Below are 26,115 nucleotides of genomic sequence, written 5' to 3' on the forward strand. Positions count from 1 at the left end.
GTAATCAAGACAAGGAATTAACCCATGAGCCAACAAGTCATTATTTTCGATACCACTCTGCGTGATGGTGAGCAGGCATTACAGGCCAGCCTGAGTGTGAAAGAAAAACTACAGATTGCCCTGGCACTGGAGCGTATGGGCGTGGATGTGATGGAGGTCGGCTTCCCGGTTTCTTCACCCGGTGATTTTGAATCCGTACAGACTATCGCTCGCCAAATCAAAAACAGCCGCGTCTGCGGGCTGGCACGCTGTGTGGAAAAAGATATCGACGCAGCTTACGAAGCGCTGCGCGTGGCAGAGGCCTACCGTATCCACACCTTCCTGGCGACGTCGCCAATGCACATCGCCACGAAACTGCGCAGCACCCTGCCGGAAGTCATCGAGCGTGCGGTGAAGATGGTGAAGCGTGCGCGTAATTATACCGATGACGTGGAATTCTCATGCGAGGATGGCGGGCGTACGCCAATCGACGATCTGTGCCGCGTAGTGGAAGCCGCAATTAACGCCGGTGCCACCACCATCAACATTCCGGATACCGTCGGTTATACCCTGCCTTACGAATACGCCAACATCTTCACCCAGCTGCGCGAACGCGTGCCAAATATCGACAAAGCGATTCTGTCCGTACACACCCATGACGATCTGGGCATGGCCGTTGGCAACGCGCTGGCCGCCGTCAACGCCGGTGCGCGCCAGATTGAAGGTGCGATGAACGGTTTGGGCGAACGTGCAGGTAACTGTGCGCTGGAAGAGACTATCATGGCGATTAAAACCCGCGGCCAGTTGATGAATGTGCATACCCGCATCAACCACCAGGAAATCTACCGTACCTGCCAGACCGTCAGCCAGATTTGCAATATGCCAATCCCGGCGCATAAAGCGGTAATTGGTTCCAATGCCTTCGCTCACTCCTCCGGTATCCACCAGGACGGCGTGCTGAAAAACCGTGAAAACTACGAGATCCTGACCCCGGAATCCATTGGCCTGAAGCAGGTACAGTTGAACCTGACCTCACGTTCCGGTCGCGCAGCCGTTAAGCACCGTATGGAAGAAATGGGCTACAGCGAATCGGATTATAATCTGGATACCCTGTACGAAGACTTCAAAGCGCTGGCGGACAAGAAAGGCCAGGTCTTTGATTACGATCTGGAAGCAATGGCGTTTATCAACAAACAGTCTGAAGAGCCAGAGTTCTTCTCACTGGATACTTTCAACGTACAGTCCGGTTCCAGCGTGATCGCCACCGCTACCGTGCAGCTGTTGTGCGGCGAAGAGCAGAAAACCGAAGCCGCAACCGGCAACGGCCCGGTCGATGCGGTATACCAGGCTATCAACCGCATTACCGATTTTGACGCCGAACTGATTAACTATCAGCTGACCGCAAAAGGTCACGGTAAAGACGCGCTGGGCCAGGTGGACATCGTGGTGAAATATAATGGACGCAAATTCCACGGCGTCGGTCTGGCGACCGATATCGTCGAATCTTCCGCTAAAGCCATGGTGCATGCGCTGAACAATATCTGGCGCGCCCGCCAGGTCGAGCAGGAACTGCAACGTAAGTCGACTCAACAGGATCAAAAGGAAACCGTGTAATCATGTCCAGAACCTATCATCTCGCTGTATTACCCGGTGACGGCATCGGACCCGAAGTCATGGCCCAGGCAGGCAAAGTATTAGAAGCCATTCGCCAGCGCTTCGGCCTGCGCATTACCACCAGCGAATATGACGTTGGCGGCATCGCCATCGATCGGCACGGCGTTCCATTGCCGGAAGCGACGGTAAAAGGCTGCGAGCAGGCGGATGCGATCCTGTTTGGTTCCGTGGGTGGCCCGAAATGGGAACATCTGCCCCCGGCCGAGCAGCCTGAGCGCGGCGCGCTGCTGCCGCTGCGTAAACACTTCAAACTGTTCAGCAACCTGCGCCCGGCCAGCCTGTATCAGGGGCTGGAAGAATTCTGCCCCCTGCGCCGCGACATTGCTGATAAAGGTTTCGATATCCTGGTGGTACGTGAACTGACCGGCGGGATCTACTTCGGTCAGCCGAAAGGCCGTGAAGGCAGCGGTATGCACGAACGCGCCTTCGATACCGAGGTGTATCACCGTTTCGAAATCGAACGCATTGCGCGTATCGCCTTCGAGTCAGCGCGCAAGCGCCGTAAGAAAGTGACCTCAATCGATAAAGCCAACGTGCTGCAGTCCTCAATTCTCTGGCGCCAGATCGTCACCGAAGTCTCCCAGGACTACCCGGACGTTGAGCTGAGCCATATGTATATCGACAACGCCACCATGCAGCTGATCAAAGCGCCGTCACAGTTCGACGTGATGCTGTGTTCTAACCTGTTTGGCGACATCCTTTCAGATGAGTGCGCGATGATCACCGGCTCAATGGGCATGCTGCCCTCTGCCAGCCTCAACGAACAGGGCTTTGGCCTGTTTGAACCGGCGGGCGGATCAGCACCGGACATTGCCGGTAAAAATATCGCTAACCCAATCGCTCAAATCCTGTCGCTGGCGCTGCTGTTACGTTACAGCCTGGACGCAGGTAACGCCGCTGATGCCATTGAGCAGGCCATCAGCCGTGCGCTGGAAGAAGGTTATCGCACCGGTGACTTAGCCGGCAACGGCAAGGCTATCGGCACCGATGAAATGGGCGACATCATTGCCCGGTTTATTCGCGAAGCATAATTATGAAAACACTGTACGAGAAGCTGTTTGATGCGCATGTCGTGCACGAAGCACCCAATGAAACACCGCTGATCTATATCGATCGTCACCTCGTTCATGAGGTGACGTCAGCGCAGGCCTTTGACGGCCTGCGCGCACACGGACGCCCGGTGCGCCAGCCGTCAAAAACCTTCGCCACCATGGATCACAACGTTTCTACCCAGAGCCGGGACATTAACGCCAGTGGTGAGATGGCGCGAATTCAGATGTCGATGCTGATCAAGAACTGTGAAGCCTTTGGCGTACAGCTGTTCGATCTCAGCCATCAGTTTCAGGGCATCGTCCACGTGATGGGACCGGAACAGGGCCTGTCTCTGCCGGGCATGACCATCGTCTGCGGCGATTCACACACCTCGACCCACGGCGCGCTGGGCGCGCTGGCGTTTGGTATCGGCACCTCCGAAGTGGAACACGTGCTGGCAACACAGACGCTGAAGCAGGCGCGAGCGAAAACCATGAAGGTGGAAGTTCGCGGTAAAACGGCACCGGGGATCACCGCCAAAGATATCGCGCTGGCGATTATCGGTAAAACCGGCAGCGGTGGCGGCAACGGCCACGTCGTCGAGTTCTGCGGTGAGGCGGTGGCAGCACTGAGCATGGAAGGTCGTATGACCCTGTGCAATATGGCCATTGAACTGGGTGCGAAAGCGGGCCTGGTTGCGCCGGATGACACCACCTTTAACTACGTTAAGGGTCGCCGCTTCGCGCCAAAAGACGATCTGTGGCAGCAGGCGGTGGATTACTGGCGTACGCTGAAATCCGATGAAGGCGCGCACTTTGATAAAGTGGTCACGCTCGAAGCGGCGGATATCGCACCACAGGTCACCTGGGGCACCAACCCCGGCCAGGTGATTGCCGTCAGCGACCCGATTCCCGACCCGGTTTCATTCAGCGATCCGGTGGAGCGCGCCTCCGCCGAGAAAGCGTTGGCCTACATGGATTTGAAACCCGGTATTCGCCTGACCGATGTGCGCATCGATAAAGTCTTTATCGGCTCCTGCACCAACTCACGCATTGAAGACCTGCGTGCGGCGGCGGCGGTAGTGAAAGGCCATAAAATTGCCGAGGGCGTACAGGGTTATGTGGTGCCGGGTTCGGGTCCGGTAAAAGCACAGGCCGAAGCGGAAGGTCTGGATAAGATCTTTATTGATGCCGGTTTTGAGTGGCGCTTACCGGGCTGTTCAATGTGCCTGGCGATGAACAACGATCGGTTAAGTCCGGGCGAGCGCTGCGCATCCACCAGCAACCGCAACTTTGAAGGTCGTCAGGGGCGTGGCGGACGTACTCACCTGGTCAGCCCGGCGATGGCGGCAGCGGCGGCGGTAGCCGGTCACTTTGCAGATATCCGCGAGCTGGCGTAAGGAATTAATATGGCGAAGAAATTTACTCAACACACCGGCGTTGCCGTGCCGATGGATCTGGCCAATGTCGATACCGATGCGATTATCCCTAAGCAGTTTTTGCAGATGGTGACCCGTACCGGTTTCGGCCGCAATCTGTTCTTCGACTGGCGCTATAGCGATGTAGAAGGCAAGATCAATAACCCGGATTTCATTCTGAACAAGCCGGAGTTCAGCGGTGCCAGCATTATGCTGACTCGTGAAAACTTTGGCTGCGGTTCATCGCGCGAGCATGCCCCGTGGGCGCTGACCGATTATGGTATTCAGGCGATTGTCGGTTCTGATTTTGCCGATATTTTTGCCAACAATTCCTTCAATAATCAGCTGCTGCTGGTATCGCTGGCGGAAGACGAAGTGGATGAGCTGTTCCGCATGGTCGCCGCCGATCCGGGGATGCAGATCACCGTCGATCTGGAGAATCAGCAGGTGCGGGCGAACAGCAAGGCGTATCGTTTTGAGATTGATAGCTTCCGCCGTCACTGTCTGCTGAACGGTCTGGATGCGATTGGTTTGACGCTTCAGCATGATGCGGCGATCGGTGCTTATGAAGAGAAGCAGCCGGTGTTTTTACGCTGATTGCAGTTGGGTTTGAGATCGCGGAAAACCTGATGTCTGGCGTATCGGTGTGGGATTTTGTCGCTACATGCTCAGTGCCTGGCTTATCGGTGTGGGCCGGGTTCGCCGACTCGGCGTGGATACCTCCCTGTAGCCTCGACGGGCGCGTCCATGCGCCCGACGGTCTGCGAACCCGGCCCACACCGATTGCCTGTTAACAAATTCGTTGCTGTTCGTTAAAAACCGATGTTTCCCGCAGCAACACCATTGCCTGAAAGGCTGAACGTTACGGGACAGGTTAGCCGGGTGTCTGCCGCAAGGATGCGGCAGCCAAGCCTCCAGGGAGGATTCACGGCGACCCGGCGATCTGCTCGTAACGGTCAGCCGCAGCACCGAGTTCACAGCCTTGTCATCCAACAGCAACAGCATTGCCTGAAAGGCCGAACGTTACGGGACAGGTTAGCCGGGTGTCTGCCGCAGGGACGCGGCAGCCAAGCCTACAAGGACGTATTCACGGCGACCCGGCGATCTGCCCGTAACGGTCAGCAGCGGCACCGAGTTCACAGCCTTGTCATCCAACAGCAACACCACTGTATGAAAGGCCGACCGTTACGGGACAGGTTAGCCGGGTGTCTGCCGCAGGGATGCGGCAGCCAAGCCTACGGGGACGTATTTACGGCGTCTCGGCGATCTGCCCGTAACGGTCAGCCAGGGCACCCGATTCACAGCAAAACAATCCCGTGTATCGAACGCTCAAGCCAAACAAACCCAGGCACCCAACATTATTATACCGCCCTCGCCTCCCGAATCCGCCACGACAGCGCAAACGACACCAGCACCAGAGCAAACGCCAGAATATAAACCGCATGATGACCAAAGTTTTCCGCCACCGTCCCCTGGAATATCCCGGCCAGAATCACCCCGGTCGAAATACTGTTAGTAAACAGCGTGGTCGCCGCACCCGGCCGCCCGGGCATTAAATCCTGGAACCAGATCATGCCAATCCCGGCGATAATGCCGATAAACACCGCGTTAAACAGCTGCAAAACCATCAGCGCCGCGCGATTCTGTAACAGCACCAGCCCAAGGTAGAACAGCGCGCCGCAGCCCACCGCCAGCAGCATCATATTGCGCTTGCCGGTACGCCTGACGTAGCGCCCGGCCAGCAGCATCACCGGAATTTCCAGCCCGGCGGCAGTACCCATCAGTAGCCCCGCCAGCGAGTCCGGCAGCCCCAACGTGCTGCTGATATACAGCGGCATATCAATAATGTACATACTGTTGCAGGACCACATCAGCACCGAAGCGATAAACAGCAGCCGCACATCGGTGTTCTTCAATCCGCTAACCTCAGCCACCGGCATCGCCGTAGTCGGCAGCGCTCGGGGCACCGACGGCAGGGTAAACCAGATCATCGCCATGCAGACTACAAACAGCAGCGCGGCGATGCCGAACATCAGAGTGAAACCGAAATTCAGAACCAGCGAGAAGGAGAGCGGCGGCCCGATGACCCACGCCAGCGACATCTGCGCACGCATCACCGAACTGAACATCACCGCCTCGCGTGCCGAACTGTCGGCATACTCCCGCGCCAGAGCAAAAATCTGCGGCATCGCCACGCTGGCAATGGCGGACAGCATCACGCCCAGCGTAATCAGCGTCAGATAATGGCGATTAAACGCAAACAGCACGGCGTTTGCCACGGCAATGGCGCAGCAAAACAAAATCAGCATACGGCGATCGCCGCGATTATCGGAACGCTTCGCCAGCAGCAGGCTGACCACAATCCCCGCCACTGCATTCACCGTGTAGAACAGCCCCACCCAGAACGGCCGCACGTCGACTTCACGGCTGAGGAACAGGCTGAGCGTCGGTGCCTGTAGCGCACCGGCAATGCCGACCATAAACGTAATCGCCATAAACGCCAGATAGACCGGATTAAAACGATGACGCGCCAACAGCGATTTCATAGCAATGCCTCACTGGCATAAAAAAGGGAGAAATAATGCAAAAGCTTAGAAGAGAAACGACGAAAAAAGCCAGCGACATTTTTGCCCGCTGGCTGGTGAACAGCACCATACTCAGAAATCAGTGACCTCAGCCACTAAAGATGGCCAAGCGCCACTCCGTAGAGTGCCTCCCGCTCTTCCATCTGCTGCCATTATCGCCGTAATATACGGCAGGAAAAACTGACCGCTTTCACTACGGAGTTCCTCTTTTATGTCCTCACCGCGCTTGCAGCAGCAATTTATCCGGCTCTGGCAATACTGCGACGGCCAGCCGCAGGAAACCACGCTTAACGATCTGGCAGTACGGCTCAGCTGCTCGCGGCGCCATATGCGCAATCTGCTGAATGCCATGCAGGAGGCGGGCTGGCTGGAGTGGCAGGCGGAAGCCGGGCGCGGCAAGCGTTCACGGCTCAGCTTTCTCTACACCGGATTGGCCCTACAGCAGCAGCGTGCTGAGGATCTGCTGGAACAGGACCGTATCGACCAGCTGGTGCAGTTAGTGGGGGATAAAAACCGCGTGCGGCAGATGCTGCTTTCCCATCTCGGACGCAGTTTCCGCCAGGGCAAACATATCCTCCGCGTACTTTACTATCGCCCACTGCTTAACCTGCTGCCAGGCACGCCGCTGCGGCGATCGGAAACCCATCTGGCCCGCCAGATTTTCAGCGGTCTGGCGCGAATAAATGAGGAAAACGGGGAAGCTGAACCGGATATCGCCCACCACTGGCAACAGCTGAGCCCACTGCACTGGCGATTCTTTCTGCGCCCGGCCATTCGCTTCCACCACGGTCGCGAACTGGATATGGCAGACGTTATCACCAGCCTGCAGCGCTTAAAGGAGCAACCGTTATTCAGCCACTTCGAACGTATTGAATCCAATGCGCCGTGGACGCTGGACATTCACCTCAAACATACCGACAGCTGGCTTCCGTGGCTGCTGGCCAGCGTCAGCGCGATGATCCTGCCAAAAGAGTGGCCGTTTATTCGCAATTTCGCCCGCCAGCCAACGGGAACCGGCCCCTATGCCGTCGAGCACAATCAACAAAGCCAGCTGCGTATCAGCGCCTTCGACGACTATTTTGGCTACCGCGCATTGATTGATGAGGTCAATATCTGGGTGCTACCGGAAATCAGCGATGAGCTGGTTTACTCGGGCGTGAAGCTGCAAAGCGACGATACCGACGAGCAGCCGCAGGAGAGCCGTCTCGAAGAAGGCTGCTATTTCCTGCTGTTTGACCAGCGCTCCGAACTGGGCCGTAACGAGGCCGTTCGCCGCTGGCTGAGTTCAATCTTCAACCCGATTACCCTGCTCAACCACAGCGGGATTGCCTATCAGCGTTACTGGTTCCCGGCATGGGGCCTGCTGCCGCGCTGGCACCATCGCCACGATATGGAGATGACCGATAAACCCGAAGGGTTGGATTCGCTGACCATTACCTGGTACAGCGATCAGATTGAACACCAGGGCATCGCCAACGCTCTGGGCCCCATTCTTGCCGCGCACGGCGTGGAGCTGATAACCCAGGAACTGGACTACGAGAGCTGGCATCAGGGAAACGCCGACAGTGATATCTGGCTGGGCAGCGCCAACTTTACGTTACCGCTGGATTTCTCGCTGTTCTCGCTGCTGTATGAAGTTCCACTGATGCATCACTGCATTCCCATCGACTGGCAGCAGGATGCGCAGCAGTGGCGGGAGCAGAAGCTGCCGCTGGCCGAGTGGAGCAAGCAGCTGATCGACAATCATTATCTGCACCCGCTGTTCCACCACTGGCTGCAACTGCACGGCCAGCGCAGCATGCGCGGCGTAAGAATGAACACCCTGGGCTGGTTCGATTTCAAATCCGCCTGGTTTGCGCCACCGGATGAGGCATGAGTGCTTTCGTTAGCGGAGTGAACTCTCTAGAATAAGCCGTTCTCAACGGGGTGCGGATAACCCGGTTGCCCGGCAGCAGAGTGATACCGCTGAGAGAAAACCCGTCGAACCTGATCCGGCTCATACCGGCGTAGGGATTTGAGAGTGCTGTCTGCTCAGATCCTTTGCGCATCTTCTTTTCAAGGAACGCAAAGTGCTAAAAAAAATCTTACCTCTGCTGGTGCTGTTCTCGCTGCCCGCCGCTGCCGCGAAAGACGTACTGACCGTCTATACCTACGATTCGTTCTCCGCCGACTGGGGCCCCGGTCCGGCGGTCAAAAAAGCCTTTGAGGCACAGTGCAACTGCGAGCTGAAGTTCGTCGCGCTGGCGGATGGCGTTTCGCTGCTCAACCGTCTGCGGATGGAGGGTAAGAACAGCCAGGCCGACGTGGTGCTGGGTCTGGACAACAACCTGCTGGATGCGGCCGAAAAAACCGGTCTGTTCGCCGCCAGCCAGGTCAATACCGACAGCAGCAGCGTTCCCGGCGGCTGGAAAAACAGCACCTTTGTGCCCTTTGACTACGGCTGGTTTGCCTTCGTTTACGACAAAACCCGCCTGCAAAACCCGCCGAAAAGTCTGAAGGAGCTGGTTGAGAGCGATCGTCCGCTCAAAGTGATTTATGAAGATCCGCGCACCAGCACGCCGGGCCTGGGTCTGCTGCTGTGGATGCAGAAGGTGTATGGCGAACAGGCTCCGGCAGCCTGGCAGAAACTGGCACAGAAAACCGTCACCGTCACCAAGGGCTGGAGCGAAGCCTACGGCCTGTTCCTGAAAGGCGAAAGCGATATGGTGCTGAGCTACACCACCTCCCCCGCCTACCACCTGATTGAAGAGAAGAAAGACCAGTACGCCGCCGCCAACTTCAGCGAAGGCCACTATCTGCAGGTGGAAGTAGCCGGTCAGCTCAAGGCCAGCAAACAGCCGAAGCTGGCGCAGGAGTTTATGCAATTCCTGCTGACACCGGCTTTCCAGAACACCATTGCTACCGGCAACTGGATGTATCCGGCGATCAAAACTACCCTGCCTGCCGGTTTTGACACGCTCACCGTTCCGGCGACGACGCTGCAGTACAGCCCGCAGGACGTTGCCAGCCAGCGCAGTCAGTGGATCGGTGAATGGCAACGCGCCGTCAGCCGCTGATCCCCGGCTGGCTGATCCCGGGCGGTCTGACGGCGATAATGCTGGCCGGGATCGCCCTGCTGGCATTCCTGTCGCTGTGGTTTAACGCGCCGGAGAGCGACTGGCGCAGCCTCATCTCGGACAGCTATCTCTGGCACGTGCTGCGCTTTTCGTTCTGGCAGGCGCTGCTTTCTGCCCTGCTGTCGGTGCTGCCCGCCATCCCGCTGGCGCGCGCGCTCTATCGCCGTCGCTTTCCCGGCCGCAGCACCCTGTTACGCCTGTGCGCCATGACGCTGGTACTGCCGGTGCTGGTTGCCGTCTTCGGCATCCTCAGCGTGTATGGCCGCAGCGGCTGGCTGGCGGAATTTTGTTCACTGATCGGCATCAGCTATACTTTTACCCCCTACGGTCTACAGGGCATTCTGCTGGCCCATATCTTCTTTAACCTGCCGCTGGCCAGTCGACTGCTGCTACAGGCGCTACAGCAAATCCCCGGCGAGCAGCGCCAGCTTGCGGCACAGCTTGGTCTGCGAGGCTGGACGCACTTTCGTATTGTGGAGTGGACGTGGCTGCGTCGCCAGATTCTGCCCGCCGGTGCACTGATTTTCATGCTCTGCTTCGCCAGCTTTGCCACCGTACTGTCGCTGGGCGGCGGGCCACGCGCCACCACTATCGAACTGGCCATTTTCCAGGCGCTAAGCTTTGATTACGATCCCGGCAGAGCGGCGCTCCTGGCGCTGCTGCAAATGTGCTGCTGTCTGGGCCTGGTACTGCTCAGCCAGCGTCTCAACAAAGCCATGCCCGCGGGAAGCGACAGCCTTGGCGGCTGGCGAAACCCGGAAGACAGCCGCTGCGCCCGACTGCTGGACGGTCTGACGATTACGCTGGCGCTGCTGCTGATCCTGCCGCCGCTGCTGGCGGTCGTTGTTGACGGGCTGCGCCAGGGGCTGAGCGGCGTATTGATTCAGCCCGCGCTCTGGCAGGCCACCTTTACCTCACTGCGCATTGCGCTGGGTGCAGGGGTGCTGAGCGTGATACTGACGGTGATGCTACTGTGGAGCAGCCGCGAGCTGCGTCTGCGCCAGCATCCCCGCTGGGGGCAGACGCTGGAACTGAGCGGAATGCTGATCCTCGCCATGCCGGGTATCGTACTGGCGACCGGTTTTTTCCTGTTGCTCAACGCCACGGTCGGCCTGCCGCAGTCGGCGGACGGCATTGTGATTTTTACTAACGCACTGATGGCCATTCCCTACGCGATGAAGGTGCTGGAAAACCCGCTGCGCGACATTGCCGAACGCTATAACCGCCTGTGCCTTTCGTTGGATATTCGCGGCTGGAACCGCCTGAAGCTGATAGAGCTGCGCGCGCTGAAGCGGCCGCTGGCCCAGGCGCTGGCGTTTGCCTGCGTGCTGTCGATTGGTGATTTTGGCGTGGTGGCGCTGTTCGGTAATGAAAGTTTCCGCACGCTGCCGTTTTATCTTCATCAGCAGATTGGCTCATACCGCAGCAGCGAAGGGGCGGTCACCGCGCTGCTACTGCTGCTGCTCTGCTTCCTGTTATTCACCCTGATTGAAAAACTGCCGGGGCGCCATGCTAAGCCTGACTAACCTGACCTACCTCTATAACCATCTGCCAATGCGCTTTACCTTCAGCGCACAGGCGGGTGAGCGACTGGCGATCCTTGGCCCCAGCGGCGCGGGTAAAAGCACGCTGCTGAGCCTGATTGCCGGTTTTCTGCCTGCCAGCAGCGGCAGCCTGCTGCTGGATGGTCAGGATCATCGTGATTCTCCCCCGGCCAGACGCCCGATATCGATGCTGTTTCAGGAGAACAATCTCTTCCCACATTTAACGGTTGCGCAAAACATCGGGCTGGGGCTGCATCCGGGCCTGAAGCTGAGCCACCAGCAAAAACAGGCTCTTCAGGAGATTACCCGCCGCGTCGGGCTGGAAGAACAGCTGCAAAGATTGCCGCATCAGCTCTCCGGCGGCCAGCGCCAGCGTGCGGCTCTCGCCCGCTGCCTGGTCAGGCAACAGCCGATCCTGCTGCTGGACGAGCCCTTTTCCGCGCTCGACCCGGCGCTGCGTAAGGAGATGCTGGAACTGGTGGATGAAGTATGCAACGAGCGCAATATCACGCTGCTGATGGTGTCACACAGTATTGAAGATGCGGCGCGCATCGCGCCGCGCAGCCTGCTGATTGTGGACGGCAGAGTTTACTGGGACGGCAGCACCGTACAGTTACAGCAGGGCGAAGTCGATGAAGCGGAGATTTTGGGGATCAAACGCCGTTAACCCCCGTAACACTCAGAAGAAAACCTGCCACAGCAGATGGCGGAACACCGGCATCAGCGGATGGAACTGAATGGCAATAAAGCTGCCGATAGCCAGAACCAGCATGAACGGAGCCAGCCAGCGCAGACGTGATGCAGGCAGATAAGGAGTGGCCCAGTCGTGCTGCTTTTTCGCCCGCAGCCAGCGCCAGCTCAGCCAGAAGCCCAGCCACACAACGATAGCCACCAGCAACAGCAGCCATTTAAACAGGCCGCTGCTGGCATCTTTCGGCACGTCAATCGCCACCCCGGCAAGAATACCCGGCAGCAGATAAAGCGGTGGCCACAGCAGGCAGCCGATGATGTTCGGCGGTAAAAACTTGCGCACCGGCAGCTCAAGCATGCCGGCAACCAGCGGGATCAGCGGTCGCGTCGGTCCGATAAATCGCCCGACGATAATGGTAAACATGCTGTGCTCGTGCAGGGCATGCTCGGTTTTATCCATTAATTTTTGGTGCCGTTTGATAAACGACCAGCGGTGCAGCGGCCCCTTAAACTGCCAGCCGATAAAGTACGAGATCCAGTCCCCCAGCAGGCAGCCAATAATCCCCGCCAGCCAGGCGGGATACAGCGCCACCTGCCCGCTGCCAATCAGCGCGCCAAAGGAAGCCATCAGCACGGTGCCGGGAAGCAGCAGCCCCACCAGCGCCAGAGATTCTAAAAAGGTCACCAGCCCAACGGCCAGCAGCGACCACGCCAGCGATTGAGTAATGATGTGTTGCAGCCAGGCTTCCATAATGTTCCAAAACGATTTTCAGGACCTCGGATTGTCCTGAGAGAGTTAAAAAGCGTCAAGGCGAGATTTGTATACGAATGCATAGCGACGAGAATTCAGGTAGCCGCCTAATGAACACTGTATAAATAAACATGCTATTATTGTCTAATGAACAGCATAACGAGGTCAGGGTGAATAACGCACAAGCAGGATTTCTGTTAACCCGCCACTGGCGGGATACGCCCTCAGGCAGCGAAATTACCCTGTGGCTGGCAACCGACAGCGGCCCGCAGTGCGTGGTGCTGCCGCCGCAGGAGTCGGTGGCCTTTCTCCCCGCTGAACAGCAGGCTGCCGCCAGTGCGCTGCTGGCCGGCGAACGCGACTGGCGCTTTGCCCCCCTGAGCCTGAAAGATTTCCGCCAGCGTCCGGTGGTCGGTCTGTACTGCAAACAGTATCGCCAGCTGCAGAAACTGGAAAAACTGCTGCGTGAAAACGGCATTGTCCTTTTCGAAGCCGATGTCCGCCCCCCGGAACGTTTTTTGATGGAACGGTTTATCACTGCCGCCGTCTGGTTCAGCGGCCAGCCCGCCGGAGCCAGACTGGTGAACACCCGCTTAAAACCTCACCCCGACTATCGCCCGCCGCTGAAATGGGTATCGCTGGATATCGAAACCACCCAGCACGGCGAGCTTTACTGCATCGGCCTGGAGGGCTGCGGCCAGCGCGATGTGTATATGCTCGGCCCGGCGAACGGCGATGCCAGCAGTATCGATTTTAATCTGGAATACGTTTCCAGCCGTCCACAGCTGCTGGAGAAACTCAACAACTGGTTTGCCCGCCACGATCCCGACGTGCTGATCGGCTGGAACGTAGTGCAGTTTGACCTGCGCGTGCTGCAAAAACATGCCGATCGCTACGGCATTCCGCTGCGTCTGGGGCGCGGCAGCAGCAACGTGCTGGAGTGGCGCGAACACGGTTTCAAACCGGGCATTTTCTTTGCGCAGGCCAGCGGTCGGCTGATTATCGACGGTATTGAAGCGCTGAAATCGGCCTTCTGGAACTTCGACTCTTTCAGTCTGGAGGCCGTTTCCCGCGAGCTGCTCGGCGAGGGCAAGGCGATTAACAATCCCTGGCAGCGCATGGAGGAGATCAACCAGCGCTTTGCCGAAGATAAACCGGCGCTGGCACACTACAACCTGAAGGACTGCGAGCTGGTCACCCGCATTTTCCAGCATACCGAGCTGATGCCGTTTTTGCTGGAGCGCGCCTCGGTTAACGGCCTGGCGGTGGATCGCCACGGCGGCTCGGTGGCCGCCTTCGGCCATCTTTATCTGCCGCGCATGCACCGCGCGGGCTTCGTTGCGCCCAACCTCGGTGAGATTGCCCCGGAGGCCAGCCCGGGCGGCTACGTGATGGACTCGCGCCCCGGCCTGTACGATTCGGTGCTGGTTCTGGACTATAAAAGTCTGTACCCCTCAATTATCCGCACCTTTCTGATCGACCCGGTGGGCCTGGTCGAGGGCATGGCACATCCCGATGAGGCCGATTCCGTTCCCGGCTTTCGCGGCGCGCGCTTCTCCCGCACGAACCACTGTCTGCCGGACATCGTCAGCCAGATTTGGGCCGGGCGAGAGGCGGCAAAAAAGCAGGGTAACAAGCCGCTGTCGCAGGCGCTGAAAATCATAATGAATGCGTTTTACGGCGTGCTGGGCACCAGCGCCTGTCGCTTCTTCGATCCGCGCCTCGCCTCCTCCATTACCCTGCGCGGCCACGAGATCATGCGCCAGACCCGGGAGCTGATTGAAGCCGAAGGCTATGACGTGATTTACGGCGATACCGACTCGACCTTCGTCTGGCTCAAGTCCCCCCACGATGAAGAACAGGCCAGCGCTATCGGTCAGCGGCTGGTGAAAATGGTCAATCAGTGGTGGCAACATCATCTGAGTTCAGAATACGGCGTGACCAGTGCGCTGGAGTTGGAGTATGAAACCCACTTCAGCCGCTTTCTGATGCCCACCATTCGTGGTGCGGAACAGGGCAGTAAAAAACGCTATGCGGGCCTGGTGAAAAACAGCGGCGGCGAAAAGATGATTTTTAAAGGCCTGGAAACGGTACGCACCGACTGGACGCCGCTGGCGCAAAAATTCCAGCAGGAGCTGTATCTGAAAATATTTAAACAGCAGCCCTATCAGGATTATATCCGTGAAACGGTCAGGCAGCTGCTGGACGGCGAACTGGATGAACAGCTGGTTTACAGCAAACGGCTGCGGCGACCGCTCGGTGACTATCAGCGAAACGTGCCGCCGCACGTACGCGCCGCACGCATTGCCGACGACGTGAATCAGAAGCTCGGGCACCCTTTGCAGTACCAGAACGGCGGGAAAATTCGCTACGTGATTGCCACGTCGGGCCCGGAGCCACTTGAGGCGCGCACAACGCCGCTGGACTACGATCACTACCTTACCCGCCAGCTGCAGCCGGTCGCCGATGGCATTCTGCCGTTTCTGGAAGATGACTTCGACACACTGGTTACCGGACAGTTGGGGCTTTTTTGACAGGTGACGAACGGGCCACCTTCCAGTACCATAGCGCCCTTCCTCAAATAACTCGTTCTGACATGCACGCCGGGCAGATTCTGCCGGGGCGTTATACTATTGCCTGAAACTGACTACACGAAAATCGAGCCGAATATTTATGCCTTTTACACTTGGTCAACGCTGGATAAGCGATACGGAAAGCGAACTGGGATTAGGAACTGTTGTTGCCGTTGATACCCGCATGGTGACACTGTTATTCCCCGCAACGGGCGAAAACCGCCTTTATGCTAAAAATGATTCGCCGATCACTCGCGTCGTTTTTAATCCGGGCGATACCATTACCAGCCACGAAGGCTGGCAGCTGGAAGTTGACGAAGTGCAAACCGATAACGGCGTGGTGAGTTATTTTGGTACCCGCCTCGACACCGGTGAAACCGGTGTACGCCTGCGCGAAGTGATGCTGGACAGCAAACTGGTGTTCGGTAAACCCCAGGATCGCCTGTTCGCCGGTCAGCTGGACCGCATGGACCGCTTTGCGCTGCGCTTCCGCGCGCGTAAATATCAGAGCGAGCAGTATCGCCTGTCCACCAGCGGCCTGCGCGGCATGCGTACCAGCCTGATCCCGCACCAGCTGCATATTGCTCACGACGTCGGCCGCCGCCATGCGCCGCGCGTACTGCTGGCCGATGAGGTGGGGTTAGGTAAAACCATCGAGGCCGGGATGATCATCCACCAGCAGCTGCTGGCCGGACGTGCCGAACGCATCCTGATCGTTGTACCGGAAACACTGCAGCACCAGTGGCTGGTCGAAATGCTGCGCCGCTTCAACCTGCGTTTCGCGCTGTTTGATGATGCCCGCTATGCCGAAGCCCAGCTCGACAGCGATAACCCGTTTGATACCGAGCAGATGATTATCTGCTCGCTGGACTTCGTGCGCCGCAACAAGCAGCGCCTTGAGAAGCTGGCCGAAGCCGAATGGGACCTGATGGTGGTCGATGAAGCCCATCACCTTGTATGGTCGGAAGACGCACCAAGCCGTGAATACCAGGTTATTGAGCAGCTGGCCGAGCATATCCCCGGCGTGCTGCTGCTGACCGCCACCCCGGAACAGCTGGGAATGGAGAGCCACTTCGCCCGTCTGCGTCTGCTGGATCCAAATCGCTTCCACGACTTCGCGCAGTTTGCCGAAGAGCAGAAGCATTTCCGCCCTATTGCCGATGCGGTTGCGATGCTGCTGGCGGATAAGAGCATTGGCAACGATGAGATGAACCTGATCAACGACCTGATGGGCGAACAGGATATCGAACCGCTGCTGCAGGTCGCTAACAGCGATCGCGAAGGCAAACAAGCCGCTCGCAAAGAGCTGATCAGCATGCTGATGGACCGCCACGGCACCAGCCGCGTACTGTTCCGTAACACGCGTAACGGCGTAAAAGGCTTCCCGAAACGCGAACTGCACCAGATCCGCCTGCCGCTGCCAACCCAGTATCAGACGGCAATCAAAGTGTCCGGCATTATGGGCGCGCGCAAATCCGCCGACGAACGTGCTCGCGATATGCTCTACCCGGAGCAGATTTATCAGGAATTTGAAGGCGACAGCGGCACCTGGTGGAACTTCGACCCGCGCGTTGAATGGCTGATGGGCTACCTCACCAGCAACCGCGACCAGAAAGTGCTGGTAATCTGCGCCAAAGCCGCCACCGCCCTACAGCTGGAGCAGGTGCTGCGCGAGCGCGAAGGTATTCGCGCGGCCGTATTCCACGAAGGTCTGTCGATTATCGAACGCGACCGCGCGGCGGCCTGGTTTGCCTCCGAAGAGGACGGCGCACAGGTTCTGCTGTGCTCCGAAATCGGTTCAGAAGGCCGTAACTTCCAGTTCGCCAGCAAGCTGGTGATGTTCGATCTGCCGTTTAACCCGGATCTGCTGGAGCAGCGTATTGGCCGTCTCGACCGTATCGGTCAGGCGCACGACATTGAAATCCACGTCCCGTACCTGGAAAAAACCGCGCAGTCGGTGCTGGTCCAGTGGTATCACGAAGGGCTGGATGCCTTTGAGCAAACCTGCCCGACCGGCCGTACAATCTATGACAGCGCCTATGAGCAGTTGATTGCCTATCTGGCCTCGCCGGAAAATCAGGAAGGCATGGATGACTTTATCCACGAGTGCCGCAAACAGCACGACGCGCTGAAAGCCCAGCTCGAACTGGGCCGTGACCGCCTGCTGGAGCTGAACTCCAACGGTGGCGAGCAGGCGCAGGCGCTGGCTGACCTGATCTCCGAGCAGGATAATGACGTTGAGCTGGTCAACTTCGCGCTGAACCTGTTCGACATCGTCGGCATCAATCAGGAAGATCGCAGCGACAATCTGATCGTGCTGACCCCAGGCGATCATATGCTGGTACCGGATTTCCCGGGTCTGCCGGAAGATGGCTGCACTATCACCTTCGACCGTAACCAGGCACTGTCGCGTGAAGATGCACAGTACGTCAGCTGGGAACATCCGATCATCCGCAACGGTCTGGACCTTATCCTCTCCGGTGATACCGGCAGCTGTGCGCTGTCGCTGCTGAAGAACAAGGCGCTGCCGGTGGGTACGCTGCTGCTGGAGCTGATCTACGTGGTGGAAGCCCAGGCGCCTAAGCATCTGCAGCTGACCCGCTTCCTGCCGCCAACGCCGGTGCGTATGCTGGTGGACAGCAAAGGCAACAATCTCGCCAGTAAGGTGGAGTTTGAAAGCTTTAACCGTCAGTTGAACGCGGTGAACCGCCATACCGGCAGCAAGCTGGTGAACGCGGTGCAGCAGAACGTGCACGAGATCATCAAGCTGTCTGAAGAGCAGGCCGAAGTGGAAGCCCGCAAGCTGATCGACGCCGCCCGCGTGGAAGCCAATGAGAAGCTGAGCGCCGAGCTGTCGCGTCTGGAAGCGCTGAGCGCGGTCAACCCGAACATCCGTCAGGATGAGATTGATGCGCTGGAAAGCAATCGTGAGCAGGTACTGGCTAACCTGGATCAGGCCGGCTGGCGTCTGGACGCGCTGCGTCTGATCGTGGTCACCCACCAGTAAGTCATAATAGTGGGCCAGCCCGGCTGGCCCAAGGCAGAGAAATGATGATGGAACCCTACAATCCGCCGCTTGAACCCTGGCTGCATATTCTCTACCAGGATCAGCATATTATGGTGGTGAATAAGCCCAGCGGCCTGCTGTCGGTTCCCGGTCGCCAGGAAGAACACAAGGACAGCGTGATGACGCGCGTCCAGCGTGATTTTCCGACAGCCGAATCCGTGCATCGCCTGGATATGGCCACCAGCGGCGTGATCGTCGTGGCGCTCAATAAGGCCGCCGAACGCGAGCTGAAACGCCAGTTCCGCGAGCGCGAGCCGCAGAAAACCTACGTCGCCCGCGTCTGGGGGCATCCGCAGCCGGAAAGTGGCCTGGTCGATTTACCGCTGATATGTGACTGGCCGAACCGGCCTAAGCAGAAGGTGTGTTTTGAAACCGGGAAATCGGCGCAGACCGAGTATCAGGTGCTGGACTATGCCGCTGACAACAGCGCACGCGTGCAGTTAAAACCGATCACCGGGCGCTCCCACCAGCTGCGCGTACACATGCTGGCGCTGGGGCACCCTATTCTCGGCGATCGCTTCTATGCACACGATGAAGCGCGGGCAATGGCACCGCGCCTGCAGCTGCATGCGGAGAGCCTGAGCATTACTCATCCGCTGTTCGGCACGCCGATGACCTTCCGCCAGCCCGCCGATTTTTGATTTGCAGCCTGCCTGGGAACTACTTAAATCCTTTCTCGCGTTTAATCAGGTCGTACGCGGCCTGAATTTCCTGCGCTTTCTGCTTGGCCATTTCCATCATCTGCGGTGGTAATCCTTTTGCCACCAGTTTGTCGGGATGATGTTCGCTCATCAGCTTACGATAGGCACGCTTGATAGTGGTGGCTTCATCGCTGCTTTTAACACCGAGCACGCTACAGGCATCTTCCAGCGTCGGGCCACGGCTGCCGGGGGTATAACCGCCCTGAGAAGAACCGCCGCTCTGGTAACCGCCGCCGCCGAACTGCTGGCCGCTCTCCATCATGCGTAAGAACTGATCGAACTGAACGCGGGAGATCCCCAGCTCTTCTGCAATCACGTACAGCACCTGGCGCTCGTTAGGATGCAGAGACCCGTCGGCAAACGCTGCCTGGATCTGAATTTCCAGAAACATCCTGATCAAATCAAAACGACCAAAACAGGCACTGCGCAGTTCGCGAAGTTTATCCCTTAACGGATAGTCACCCTCTTTGCCTTCGCGAAAAGCACGCTGTGCGGCGGTACGCGCCTCGCCGTGCAGCTGCATGCGATCCATCAGCAACGAGGCCATCTGAATATCCGCGTCGGTCACCCGCCCTTTTGACTTGGTCAAATGCCCCATTACCTGGAAGGTCGTACGGAAAAACAGCGCCTGGCGGGTCTGCTGATTGGCAAAGTAGCCCTGCTGTCGGGTCACACTTGCACGGTCAATCAAATGGCCAATCAACAGACCGATCACCAGTCCCCAAAAGCCCGCGCCGGATAACAAACCGAGCACAAGACCCAATACTTTTCCCCAATAGCGCATATACTCCTCAATTCGCCATGCTGAAGGCTAAAAATTGCATTATCATACCTGTCATTCATCCCATAGCCTATTGGCAACACGGTCAAACAACCAGAAGTATCCCTGTTTGGTTGATGCGGACAGACAAAGAGTCGACGGAAGCGAATAGTCCCCCTCCTGAAAGATGGTGGGTATGACTGGCGCAATCCAGTTGAGTACGTTAGTCTCTGACGGTTTGTCGGCATGATGCCAGTGACCACGGAATTTTCGATACCGCGTATGAAAAAAAGTCTACCTACATTGCTGGCAACCCTAATCGGTTCAGCGCTGTACAGCCAGCAAGGACTGGCCGATGACCTCGCATCTCAATGTATGCTGGGTGTACCTAGTTACGACCGTCCTCTGGTACAGGGAAAAAAAACCAACGAACTGCCGGTCACCATTGATGCGGACAAAGCACAGGGAAACTACCCCGATAACGCGGTATTTACCGGCAATGTTGATATTCAGCAGGGCAACAGCCGCCTGCAGTCCGACGAAGTTCAGCTGCACCAAAAAACCGTGCAGGGTCAGGCCACACCTACCCGTACCGTGGATGCACTCGGCAATGTGCGCTACGACGATAATCAGGTGATCCTGAAAGGCCCGAAAGCCTGGTCAAATCTGAATACCAAAGACACTAACGTCTGGAACGGTAACTACCAGATGGTGGGCCGCCAGGGGCGTGGTGATGCCGACCAGATGAAACTGCGCGGTGACAGCCGCTACACCATTCTGGAAAACGGGACTTTTACCTCCTGTCTTCCGGGCCAGAATAGCTGGAGCGTCGTGGGTTCAGAAGTGATCCACGATCGTGATGAGCAGCTGGCTGAGATCTGGAATGCCCGCTTTAAGATCGGCCCGGTGCCGGTGTTTTACAGCCCTTACCTGCAGCTGCCGGTGGGTGACAAACGCCGCTCAGGCTTCCTGATCCCGAATGCCAAATACGGCAGCAGCAGCGGCTTCGAGTTTATGCTGCCGTACTACTGGAATATCGCGCCACAGGCCGATGCCACGCTGACGCCGCACTACATCAGCCGCCGTGGCATGCAGTGGCAGAACGAGTTCCGCTATCTGACCGGTGTAGGCACCGGCCTGATGGAATTCGACTACATGAACTCCGATGACGTTTACAATCGTGAGCATGCGGACGATAAAGATTCGAACCGCTGGCTGTTCCACTGGCGTCACTCCGGCGTCTACGAGCAGAACTGGCGTTTCAACGCGGACTACACCAAAGTCAGCGATCCGTATTACTTTACCGACCTTGACTCCACCTACGGTTCAACCACCGATGGCTATGTCACGCAGAAATTCAGCGTGGGCTATGCGGAAAAGAACTGGGATGCCACGCTGTCGACCAAACAGTTCCAGATATTCGCCAATAACTCCACGCGTAATGTGTATCGCGCAGAGCCGCAGTTTGACTTCAACTACTATAAAAATGATATCGGCCCGTTCGATACGCATCTTTATGCTCAGGCAGTGAAGTTCACCAACGTGAACGGCGATCTTCCGGACGCCACGCGTTTGCACCTGGAACCCACCATCGACCTGCCGCTCTCTAACAGCTGGGGTAGCCTGAACACCGAAGCCAAACTGCTGGCAACCCACTATGAGCAAAATGATGTTGAATACTTCAACTCGCTGAGCCAGAACCAGGATAACCAGTTAAAGAACTCGGTTAACCGCGTTATGCCGCAGTTTAAAATTGACGGCAAGATGGTCTTTGACCGTGATATGAACTGGTCGCCAGGCTATACCCAGACTCTGGAACCGCGGATGCAGTACCTGTACATTCCGTATCGTAACCAGAGCAATATCAACGCCTATGACTCCACGCTGTTGCAGACCGACTATACCGGTCTGTTCCGCGACAAGACATACAGCGGCCTGGATCGCATCGCTTCGGCGAACCAGGTGACTACCGGTGTGACCACGCGAATATTTGATAACGATTTGGTTGAACGTTTTAACGCTTCCATTGGTCAAATCTACTCGTTTACCCCGGCACGCACCGGATTAAACTATACGGACGATGACGATCGAGGCAGCCTGGTGTGGGCGGGCGATACCTACTGGAAAATCAGCGACCGTTGGGCAGCACGTGGTGGACTGCAGTATGACACCCGTCTGGACAACGTTTCACAGGGTAATGCCGTGCTGGAATGGCGCCGTGATGCTGACCGCATGGTACAGCTGAACTACCGTTATACCAGCGAGGAGTATATTCAGCAGACGCTGACTCAGTATACTAACCCGCTGTATCAAAAAGGTATTTCTCAGGTTGGTGCCACAGCAAGCTGGCCTATTGCTGATGCCTGGTCCGTCGTCGGTGCGTGGTATTACGATACGAAAGCCAATCAGCCTGCCGATCAGCTGGTGGGTATCCAGTACAGCTCATGCTGTTATGCGATTCGCCTTGGCTATGAACGTAAAATCACCAGCTGGGAAGACGACAGCAGTAAGTATGACAATAAAGTCTCGTTCAACATTGAGCTGCGTGGCCTCAGCCCAAGTTATGGCTTAGGTACCGGTCAAATGCTGCGTCAGGGCATCCTGCCTTATCAACGCGCTTTCTGATGTTGTAATGTTTGATATGCCAACCCGCATTGCGGATAGGAAGAATGGAAAAAGTATGAAGAACTGGAGAATGCTGATCCTCGGTGCCGCGCTGACAGCCAGCACCGCGTTCGCAGCACCGCAGGTAGTTGATAAAGTCGCCGCTATTGTTAACAACGGCGTGGTGTTAGAAAGTGATGTGGACGGCATGATGCAGTCCGTTAAAGGTCAGGCACAGCAGGCAGGACAGCAGCTACCCGATGATAAAACGTTACGCCATCAGATTATTGAACGTCTGATTATGGACAACATTCTCCTGCAAATGGCGAAACAGGCCGGCATTCAGATCAGCGATGCTCAGCTGGATCAGGCCATTGGCAATATCGCCGCACAAAATAAAATGAGTACCGATCAGCTGCGTAGCCGCCTGGCCTACGACGGCATCAACTACGCCACCTACCGTGAGCAAATCCGTAAAGAGATGCTGACCTCAGAAGTGCGCAATAACGAAGTTCGCCGCCGTGTCACTATTCTGCCGCAGGAAGTGGACTCCCTGGCAACGCAGATGGCCTCGCAGAACGACGCAGGCACCGAGCTGAACCTCAGCCACATTCTGCTGCCGCTGCCGGAAAACCCTTCACAGCAGCAGGTTGACGATCAGGAAGCGCTGGCGCGTAAACTGGTTGAAGAAGCCAAGGGCGGCGCTGACTTCGGTAAGATGGCCATCACCTACTCTGCCGATCCACAGGCGCTGAAGGGCGGTAACATGGGCTGGGGCCGTATTCAGGAGCTGCCGTCACTGTTCGGCCAGGCACTGATTACTGCCAAAAAAGGCGACATTATCGGTCCAATCCGTTCCGGCGTTGGCTTCCATATCCTGAAAGTGAACGACATGCGCGGCGACAGCCAGAGCATCTCCGTAACCGAAGTGCATGCCCGCCATATTCTGCTGAAGCCGTCGCCGATCATGACCGACGACCAGGCTCGCCAGAAGCTGCAGGAAGTGGCCAATGAGATCAACAGCGGCAAGCTGAGCTTTGCCAATGCGGCTAAGCAGCTGTCACAGGATCCGGGCTCTGCAAATCAGGGCGGCGACCTGGGCTGGGCTTCTCCGGAAACCTTCGACCCGGCCTTCCGTGATGCGCTGCTGCGTCTGCAAAAAGGCCAGATGAGCGCCCCGGTTCACTCTTCGTTCGGCTGGCATTTAATTCAGCTGCTGGACACGCGCCAGGTTGATAAGACCGACGCGGCGAAGAAAGAACGTGCTTACCGCCTGCTGTTCAACCGCAAGTTCGCGGAAGAAGCACAGACGTGGATGCAGGAAGAACGCGCCACTGCCTATGTGAAGATTCTGGATGCCAATGCGCAATAACTTTCGCGTCGTTATCACCCCCGGCGAACCCGCCGGGATTGGTCCCGATTTAATCGTTCAGCTGGCCCAGCAGGCCTGGCCGGTTGAACTGGTTATCTGTGCCGACTCCGAGCTGCTGCGCACCCGCGCGGCAGCTTTGCATTTACCCCTGACCCTGCGTGAATACCAACCGGATATGCCCGCTCAGCCACAGAGCGCGGGTACGCTGACCGTATTGCCGCTGCCGCTGGCGCAGCCGGTGACCGCCGGTGAGCTGTGCGTGGACAACAGCCATTACGTGCTGGCTTCCCTCGCCCGCGCCTGCGATGGCTGTCTGAACGGCGAGTTTGCCGCGCTGATCACCGGACCGGTCCACAAGGGTGTCATTAACGATGCCGGCATTCCATTCAGCGGCCATACCGAATTCTTTGCCGAACGCGCGGGCTGCGATCGCGTAGTCATGATGCTGGCAACGGAAGAGCTGCGCGTAGCGCTGGCAACCACACATTTGCCGCTGAAGGATGTTTCCGCCGCCATTACTCGTGAAAGCCTGCATGAAGTGATTACGATCCTGCATGCCGATCTGCAAAGTAAGTTTGGCAGCCGGGAGCCGCATATTCTGGTCTGCGGGTTGAATCCCCACGCCGGGGAAGGCGGCCATATGGGCCGCGAAGAAATTGACACCATTATCCCGGCGCTGGATGAACTGCGCCAGCGCGGGATAAATCTGACCGGCCCGCTCCCTGCCGATACGCTGTTCCAGCCCAAGTATCTGCAAAATGCAGACGCTGTACTGGCGATGTATCACGATCAGGGACTTCCGGTGCTAAAATATCAGGGCTTTGGCCGCGCGGTGAACATCACCCTCGGTCTGCCATTTATCCGCACGTCTGTCGATCACGGTACGGCTCTTGAGCTGGCCGGAAGCGGGCAGGCCGATGCGGGCAGCTTTAAAACGGCGCTTAACCTCGCCATCACAATGATTAAGAGCAGTAATGAATAGTCGCGTCCATCAGGGCCATTTTGCCCGCAAACGTTTTGGCCAGAACTTCCTTAACGATCAGTATATTATCGACAGTATTGTCAACGCTATCCACCCCCAGCGCGGCGAGGCGATTGTCGAAATCGGCCCCGGCCTTGGCGCACTGACCGAACCGGTTGGCGAGCGTATTGATGAAATGACCGTTGTGGAACTTGACCGCGATCTGGCTGCACGCCTGCAAACCCATCCGTTCCTTGGCCCGAAACTGACGATCTTCCAGCAGGATGCGATGACCTTTGATTTTGCGGCGCTCGCCGCAGAAAAAGGCCAGCCGCTGCGCGTGTTCGGTAACCTGCCGTATAATATTTCCACGCCGCTGATGTTCCACCTGTTCAGCTATGTCGGTTCGATTCGCGACATGCACTTTATGCTGCAAAAGGAAGTGGTGAATCGTCTGGTTGCCGGTCCGGGCAGTAAGGCGTATGGTCGTCTGACGGTAATGGCGCAGTACTACTGCCAGGTGATCCCGGTGCTGGAAGTCCCGCCGGAGTCCTTCACCCCGGCGCCAAAAGTTGATTCCGCCGTGGTGCGTCTGGTGCCTTATGCCACGCTGCCTAACCCGGTAGAAAGCGTTCGAGTGCTGAGCCGCATCACGACAGAAGCCTTCGGTAAACGCCGTAAAACGCTGCGCAACAGCCTGGGCCATCTGTTCACGCTGGAAGCGCTGGAAGAGATGAATATCGATCCCACCCTGCGCGCCGAGAACATTACGGTGGCGCAGTACTGCCAGCTGGCTAACTGGTTATCTGCGAATCCACAGCCGCAGGAGAGCTGAATATGAACGATACGCCCCGTGTTTGTGTACAGGTACAGAGTGTCTATATCGAGTCGCAGTCCGCACCTGATGAAGATCGCTATGTTTTTGCCTACACCATCACCATCCGCAATCTGGGGCGTGTTTCCGTTCAGCTTCTTGGCCGCTACTGGCTGATCACCAACGGTAACGGTCGTGAAACCGAAGTTCAGGGCGAAGGCGTTATCGGTGAACAGCCGCATATTGAACCCGGCGGCGAATACCAGTACACCAGCGGTGCAGTGCTGGAAACGCCAATGGGCACCATGCAGGGTCACTATCAGATGGTGGACAGTGAAGGCGAAAAACTACTGGTGGATATCCCGGTATTTCGTCTGGCCATCGCCAGCCATATTCATTAATCCGCTCTTTTCCCTTCAGCCTCTACTACCCTGCTTATCGCCGGGGATCGCCAGGGCTGCTTTCATATTTTCAG

The 26,115-nt window shown here is 57.4% G+C and carries 19 protein-coding genes and 1 riboswitch; of the genes, 16 read left to right on the plus strand and 3 right to left on the minus strand.

Features of this window, described 5'->3' with window-relative positions; all coding sequences use genetic code 11:
- The first annotated feature begins 24 nt into the window (after positions 1 to 24).
- From leuA to leuD, 4 genes are read left to right on the plus strand one after another with little or no spacing between them, the layout of a single operon-like run.
- Positions 25 to 1,593 (plus strand): 2-isopropylmalate synthase, encoded by a 1,569-nt coding sequence (gene leuA, locus OMR58_RS14080; protein ID WP_105595339.1) that lies wholly within the window; start codon positions 25 to 27, stop codon positions 1,591 to 1,593.
- Between the two features lie 2 nt (positions 1,594 to 1,595).
- Positions 1,596 to 2,684 carry a 3-isopropylmalate dehydrogenase gene (gene leuB / locus OMR58_RS14085; RefSeq protein ID WP_205066709.1) on the plus strand — a complete coding sequence of 363 codons (1,089 nt, stop codon included), beginning with the start codon at positions 1,596 to 1,598 and terminating at the stop codon, positions 2,682 to 2,684.
- Complete coding sequence (leuC, locus tag OMR58_RS14090; RefSeq protein WP_172606671.1) at positions 2,684 to 4,084, plus strand: 3-isopropylmalate dehydratase large subunit; 1,401 nt, start codon at positions 2,684 to 2,686, stop codon at positions 4,082 to 4,084. Before leuB ends, leuC begins: the two co-directional genes overlap by 1 nt.
- A gap of 9 nt (positions 4,085 to 4,093) precedes the next feature.
- Positions 4,094 to 4,699, plus strand: a complete 606-nt coding sequence (leuD, locus tag OMR58_RS14095) for a 3-isopropylmalate dehydratase small subunit (RefSeq protein WP_264546237.1) — start codon at positions 4,094 to 4,096, stop codon at positions 4,697 to 4,699.
- 764 nt (positions 4,700 to 5,463) lie between these two features.
- On the opposite strand, the gene OMR58_RS14100 is transcribed toward leuD, so the two are convergent.
- Positions 5,464 to 6,648, minus strand: coding sequence for an MFS transporter (locus OMR58_RS14100; protein WP_200562062.1), 1,185 nt, complete (start codon positions 6,646 to 6,648; stop codon positions 5,464 to 5,466).
- Positions 6,649 to 6,898: 250 nt separating this feature from the next.
- Between OMR58_RS14100 and sgrR the strand changes: the two genes are divergently transcribed.
- From sgrR to thiQ, 4 genes are all read left to right on the plus strand, one after another.
- Positions 6,899 to 8,563 carry an HTH-type transcriptional regulator SgrR gene (gene sgrR, locus OMR58_RS14105; protein WP_200562060.1) on the plus strand — a complete coding sequence of 555 codons (1,665 nt, stop codon included), beginning with the start codon at positions 6,899 to 6,901 and terminating at the stop codon, positions 8,561 to 8,563.
- 36 nt (positions 8,564 to 8,599) lie between these two features.
- Positions 8,600 to 8,718: riboswitch (TPP riboswitch) on the plus strand.
- Positions 8,719 to 8,756: 38 nt separating this feature from the next.
- A complete protein-coding gene (gene thiB / locus OMR58_RS14110; protein WP_200545163.1) occupies positions 8,757 to 9,743 on the plus strand; it encodes a thiamine ABC transporter substrate binding subunit in 987 nt (328 codons plus the stop codon).
- Positions 9,719 to 11,329 (plus strand): thiamine/thiamine pyrophosphate ABC transporter permease ThiP, encoded by a 1,611-nt coding sequence (gene thiP / locus OMR58_RS14115; RefSeq protein WP_200562058.1) that lies wholly within the window; start codon positions 9,719 to 9,721, stop codon positions 11,327 to 11,329. Before thiB ends, thiP begins: the two co-directional genes overlap by 25 nt.
- Positions 11,313 to 12,014, plus strand: coding sequence for a thiamine ABC transporter ATP-binding protein ThiQ (gene thiQ / locus OMR58_RS14120; RefSeq protein WP_264546238.1), 702 nt, complete (start codon positions 11,313 to 11,315; stop codon positions 12,012 to 12,014). Before thiP ends, thiQ begins: the two co-directional genes overlap by 17 nt.
- Positions 12,015 to 12,026: 12 nt before the next feature.
- Here thiQ and OMR58_RS14125 read toward each other — a convergent pair whose 3' ends face one another.
- On the minus strand, positions 12,027 to 12,788 hold the full coding sequence (locus OMR58_RS14125; protein WP_105594747.1) for a DedA family protein: 762 nt from the start codon (positions 12,786 to 12,788) through the stop codon (positions 12,027 to 12,029).
- A gap of 170 nt (positions 12,789 to 12,958) precedes the next feature.
- Between OMR58_RS14125 and polB the strand changes: the two genes are divergently transcribed.
- From polB to rluA, 3 genes are all read left to right on the plus strand, one after another.
- The gene (gene polB, locus OMR58_RS14130; protein ID WP_264546239.1) at positions 12,959 to 15,322 is read left to right on the plus strand and encodes a DNA polymerase II; all 2,364 of its coding nucleotides are present in this window, start codon (positions 12,959 to 12,961) and stop codon (positions 15,320 to 15,322) included.
- Between the two features lie 139 nt (positions 15,323 to 15,461).
- A complete protein-coding gene (rapA, locus tag OMR58_RS14135) occupies positions 15,462 to 18,368 on the plus strand; it encodes an RNA polymerase-associated protein RapA (RefSeq protein WP_264546240.1) in 2,907 nt (968 codons plus the stop codon).
- A gap of 41 nt (positions 18,369 to 18,409) precedes the next feature.
- A complete protein-coding gene (gene rluA, locus OMR58_RS14140) occupies positions 18,410 to 19,069 on the plus strand; it encodes a bifunctional tRNA pseudouridine(32) synthase/23S rRNA pseudouridine(746) synthase RluA (RefSeq protein ID WP_105594749.1) in 660 nt (219 codons plus the stop codon).
- Positions 19,070 to 19,088: 19 nt separating this feature from the next.
- Here rluA and djlA read toward each other — a convergent pair whose 3' ends face one another.
- On the minus strand, positions 19,089 to 19,913 hold the full coding sequence (gene djlA / locus OMR58_RS14145) for a co-chaperone DjlA (protein ID WP_105594750.1): 825 nt from the start codon (positions 19,911 to 19,913) through the stop codon (positions 19,089 to 19,091).
- 222 nt (positions 19,914 to 20,135) lie between these two features.
- On the opposite strand from djlA, the gene lptD reads away from it, so the two are divergent.
- Genes lptD through apaG form a run of 5 tightly spaced genes read left to right on the plus strand, consistent with a single transcriptional unit; the run spans position 20,136 to position 26,041 of the window.
- Positions 20,136 to 22,514, plus strand: a complete 2,379-nt coding sequence (lptD, locus tag OMR58_RS14150; RefSeq protein WP_105594751.1) for an LPS assembly protein LptD — start codon at positions 20,136 to 20,138, stop codon at positions 22,512 to 22,514.
- Positions 22,515 to 22,569: 55 nt separating this feature from the next.
- Positions 22,570 to 23,865, plus strand: a complete 1,296-nt coding sequence (gene surA / locus OMR58_RS14155; protein WP_105594752.1) for a peptidylprolyl isomerase SurA — start codon at positions 22,570 to 22,572, stop codon at positions 23,863 to 23,865.
- The gene (pdxA, locus tag OMR58_RS14160; protein ID WP_264546241.1) at positions 23,855 to 24,847 is read left to right on the plus strand and encodes a 4-hydroxythreonine-4-phosphate dehydrogenase PdxA; all 993 of its coding nucleotides are present in this window, start codon (positions 23,855 to 23,857) and stop codon (positions 24,845 to 24,847) included. Before surA ends, pdxA begins: the two co-directional genes overlap by 11 nt.
- On the plus strand, positions 24,840 to 25,661 hold the full coding sequence (gene rsmA, locus OMR58_RS14165; RefSeq protein ID WP_200545154.1) for a 16S rRNA (adenine(1518)-N(6)/adenine(1519)-N(6))-dimethyltransferase RsmA: 822 nt from the start codon (positions 24,840 to 24,842) through the stop codon (positions 25,659 to 25,661). Before pdxA ends, rsmA begins: the two co-directional genes overlap by 8 nt.
- Before the next feature lie 2 nt (positions 25,662 to 25,663).
- Complete coding sequence (gene apaG, locus OMR58_RS14170; RefSeq protein ID WP_105594755.1) at positions 25,664 to 26,041, plus strand: Co2+/Mg2+ efflux protein ApaG; 378 nt, start codon at positions 25,664 to 25,666, stop codon at positions 26,039 to 26,041.
- Positions 26,042 to 26,115 lie beyond the last annotated feature (74 nt).

The organism is Erwinia sp. INIA01, from assembly GCF_025947915.1.
Classification (GTDB): Bacteria; Pseudomonadota; Gammaproteobacteria; order Enterobacterales; family Enterobacteriaceae; genus Erwinia; species Erwinia coffeiphila.

Excerpts from the sequence above, each read along its gene's own strand:
- OMR58_RS14100 (WP_200562062.1), bottom strand. The coding sequence starts at position 6,648 with ATGAAATCGCTGTTGGCGCGTCATCGTTTTAATCCGGTCTATCTGGCG.
- rsmA (WP_200545154.1), top strand. The coding sequence starts at position 24,840 with ATGAATAGTCGCGTCCATCAGGGCCATTTTGCCCGCAAACGTTTTGGC.
- thiP (WP_200562058.1), top strand. The coding sequence starts at position 9,719 with ATGGCAACGCGCCGTCAGCCGCTGATCCCCGGCTGGCTGATCCCGGGC.
- thiQ (WP_264546238.1), top strand. The coding sequence starts at position 11,313 with ATGCTAAGCCTGACTAACCTGACCTACCTCTATAACCATCTGCCAATG.
- leuA (WP_105595339.1), top strand. The coding sequence starts at position 25 with ATGAGCCAACAAGTCATTATTTTCGATACCACTCTGCGTGATGGTGAG.
- sgrR (WP_200562060.1), top strand. The coding sequence starts at position 6,899 with ATGTCCTCACCGCGCTTGCAGCAGCAATTTATCCGGCTCTGGCAATAC.
- leuB (WP_205066709.1), top strand. The coding sequence starts at position 1,596 with ATGTCCAGAACCTATCATCTCGCTGTATTACCCGGTGACGGCATCGGA.
- rluA (WP_105594749.1), top strand. The coding sequence starts at position 18,410 with ATGATGATGGAACCCTACAATCCGCCGCTTGAACCCTGGCTGCATATT.
- lptD (WP_105594751.1), top strand. The coding sequence starts at position 20,136 with ATGATGCCAGTGACCACGGAATTTTCGATACCGCGTATGAAAAAAAGT.
- pdxA (WP_264546241.1), top strand. The coding sequence starts at position 23,855 with ATGCGCAATAACTTTCGCGTCGTTATCACCCCCGGCGAACCCGCCGGG.
- rapA (WP_264546240.1), top strand. The coding sequence starts at position 15,462 with ATGCCTTTTACACTTGGTCAACGCTGGATAAGCGATACGGAAAGCGAA.
- leuD (WP_264546237.1), top strand. The coding sequence starts at position 4,094 with ATGGCGAAGAAATTTACTCAACACACCGGCGTTGCCGTGCCGATGGAT.
- apaG (WP_105594755.1), top strand. The coding sequence starts at position 25,664 with ATGAACGATACGCCCCGTGTTTGTGTACAGGTACAGAGTGTCTATATC.
- djlA (WP_105594750.1), bottom strand. The coding sequence starts at position 19,913 with ATGCGCTATTGGGGAAAAGTATTGGGTCTTGTGCTCGGTTTGTTATCC.
- surA (WP_105594752.1), top strand. The coding sequence starts at position 22,570 with ATGAAGAACTGGAGAATGCTGATCCTCGGTGCCGCGCTGACAGCCAGC.
- OMR58_RS14125 (WP_105594747.1), bottom strand. The coding sequence starts at position 12,788 with ATGGAAGCCTGGCTGCAACACATCATTACTCAATCGCTGGCGTGGTCG.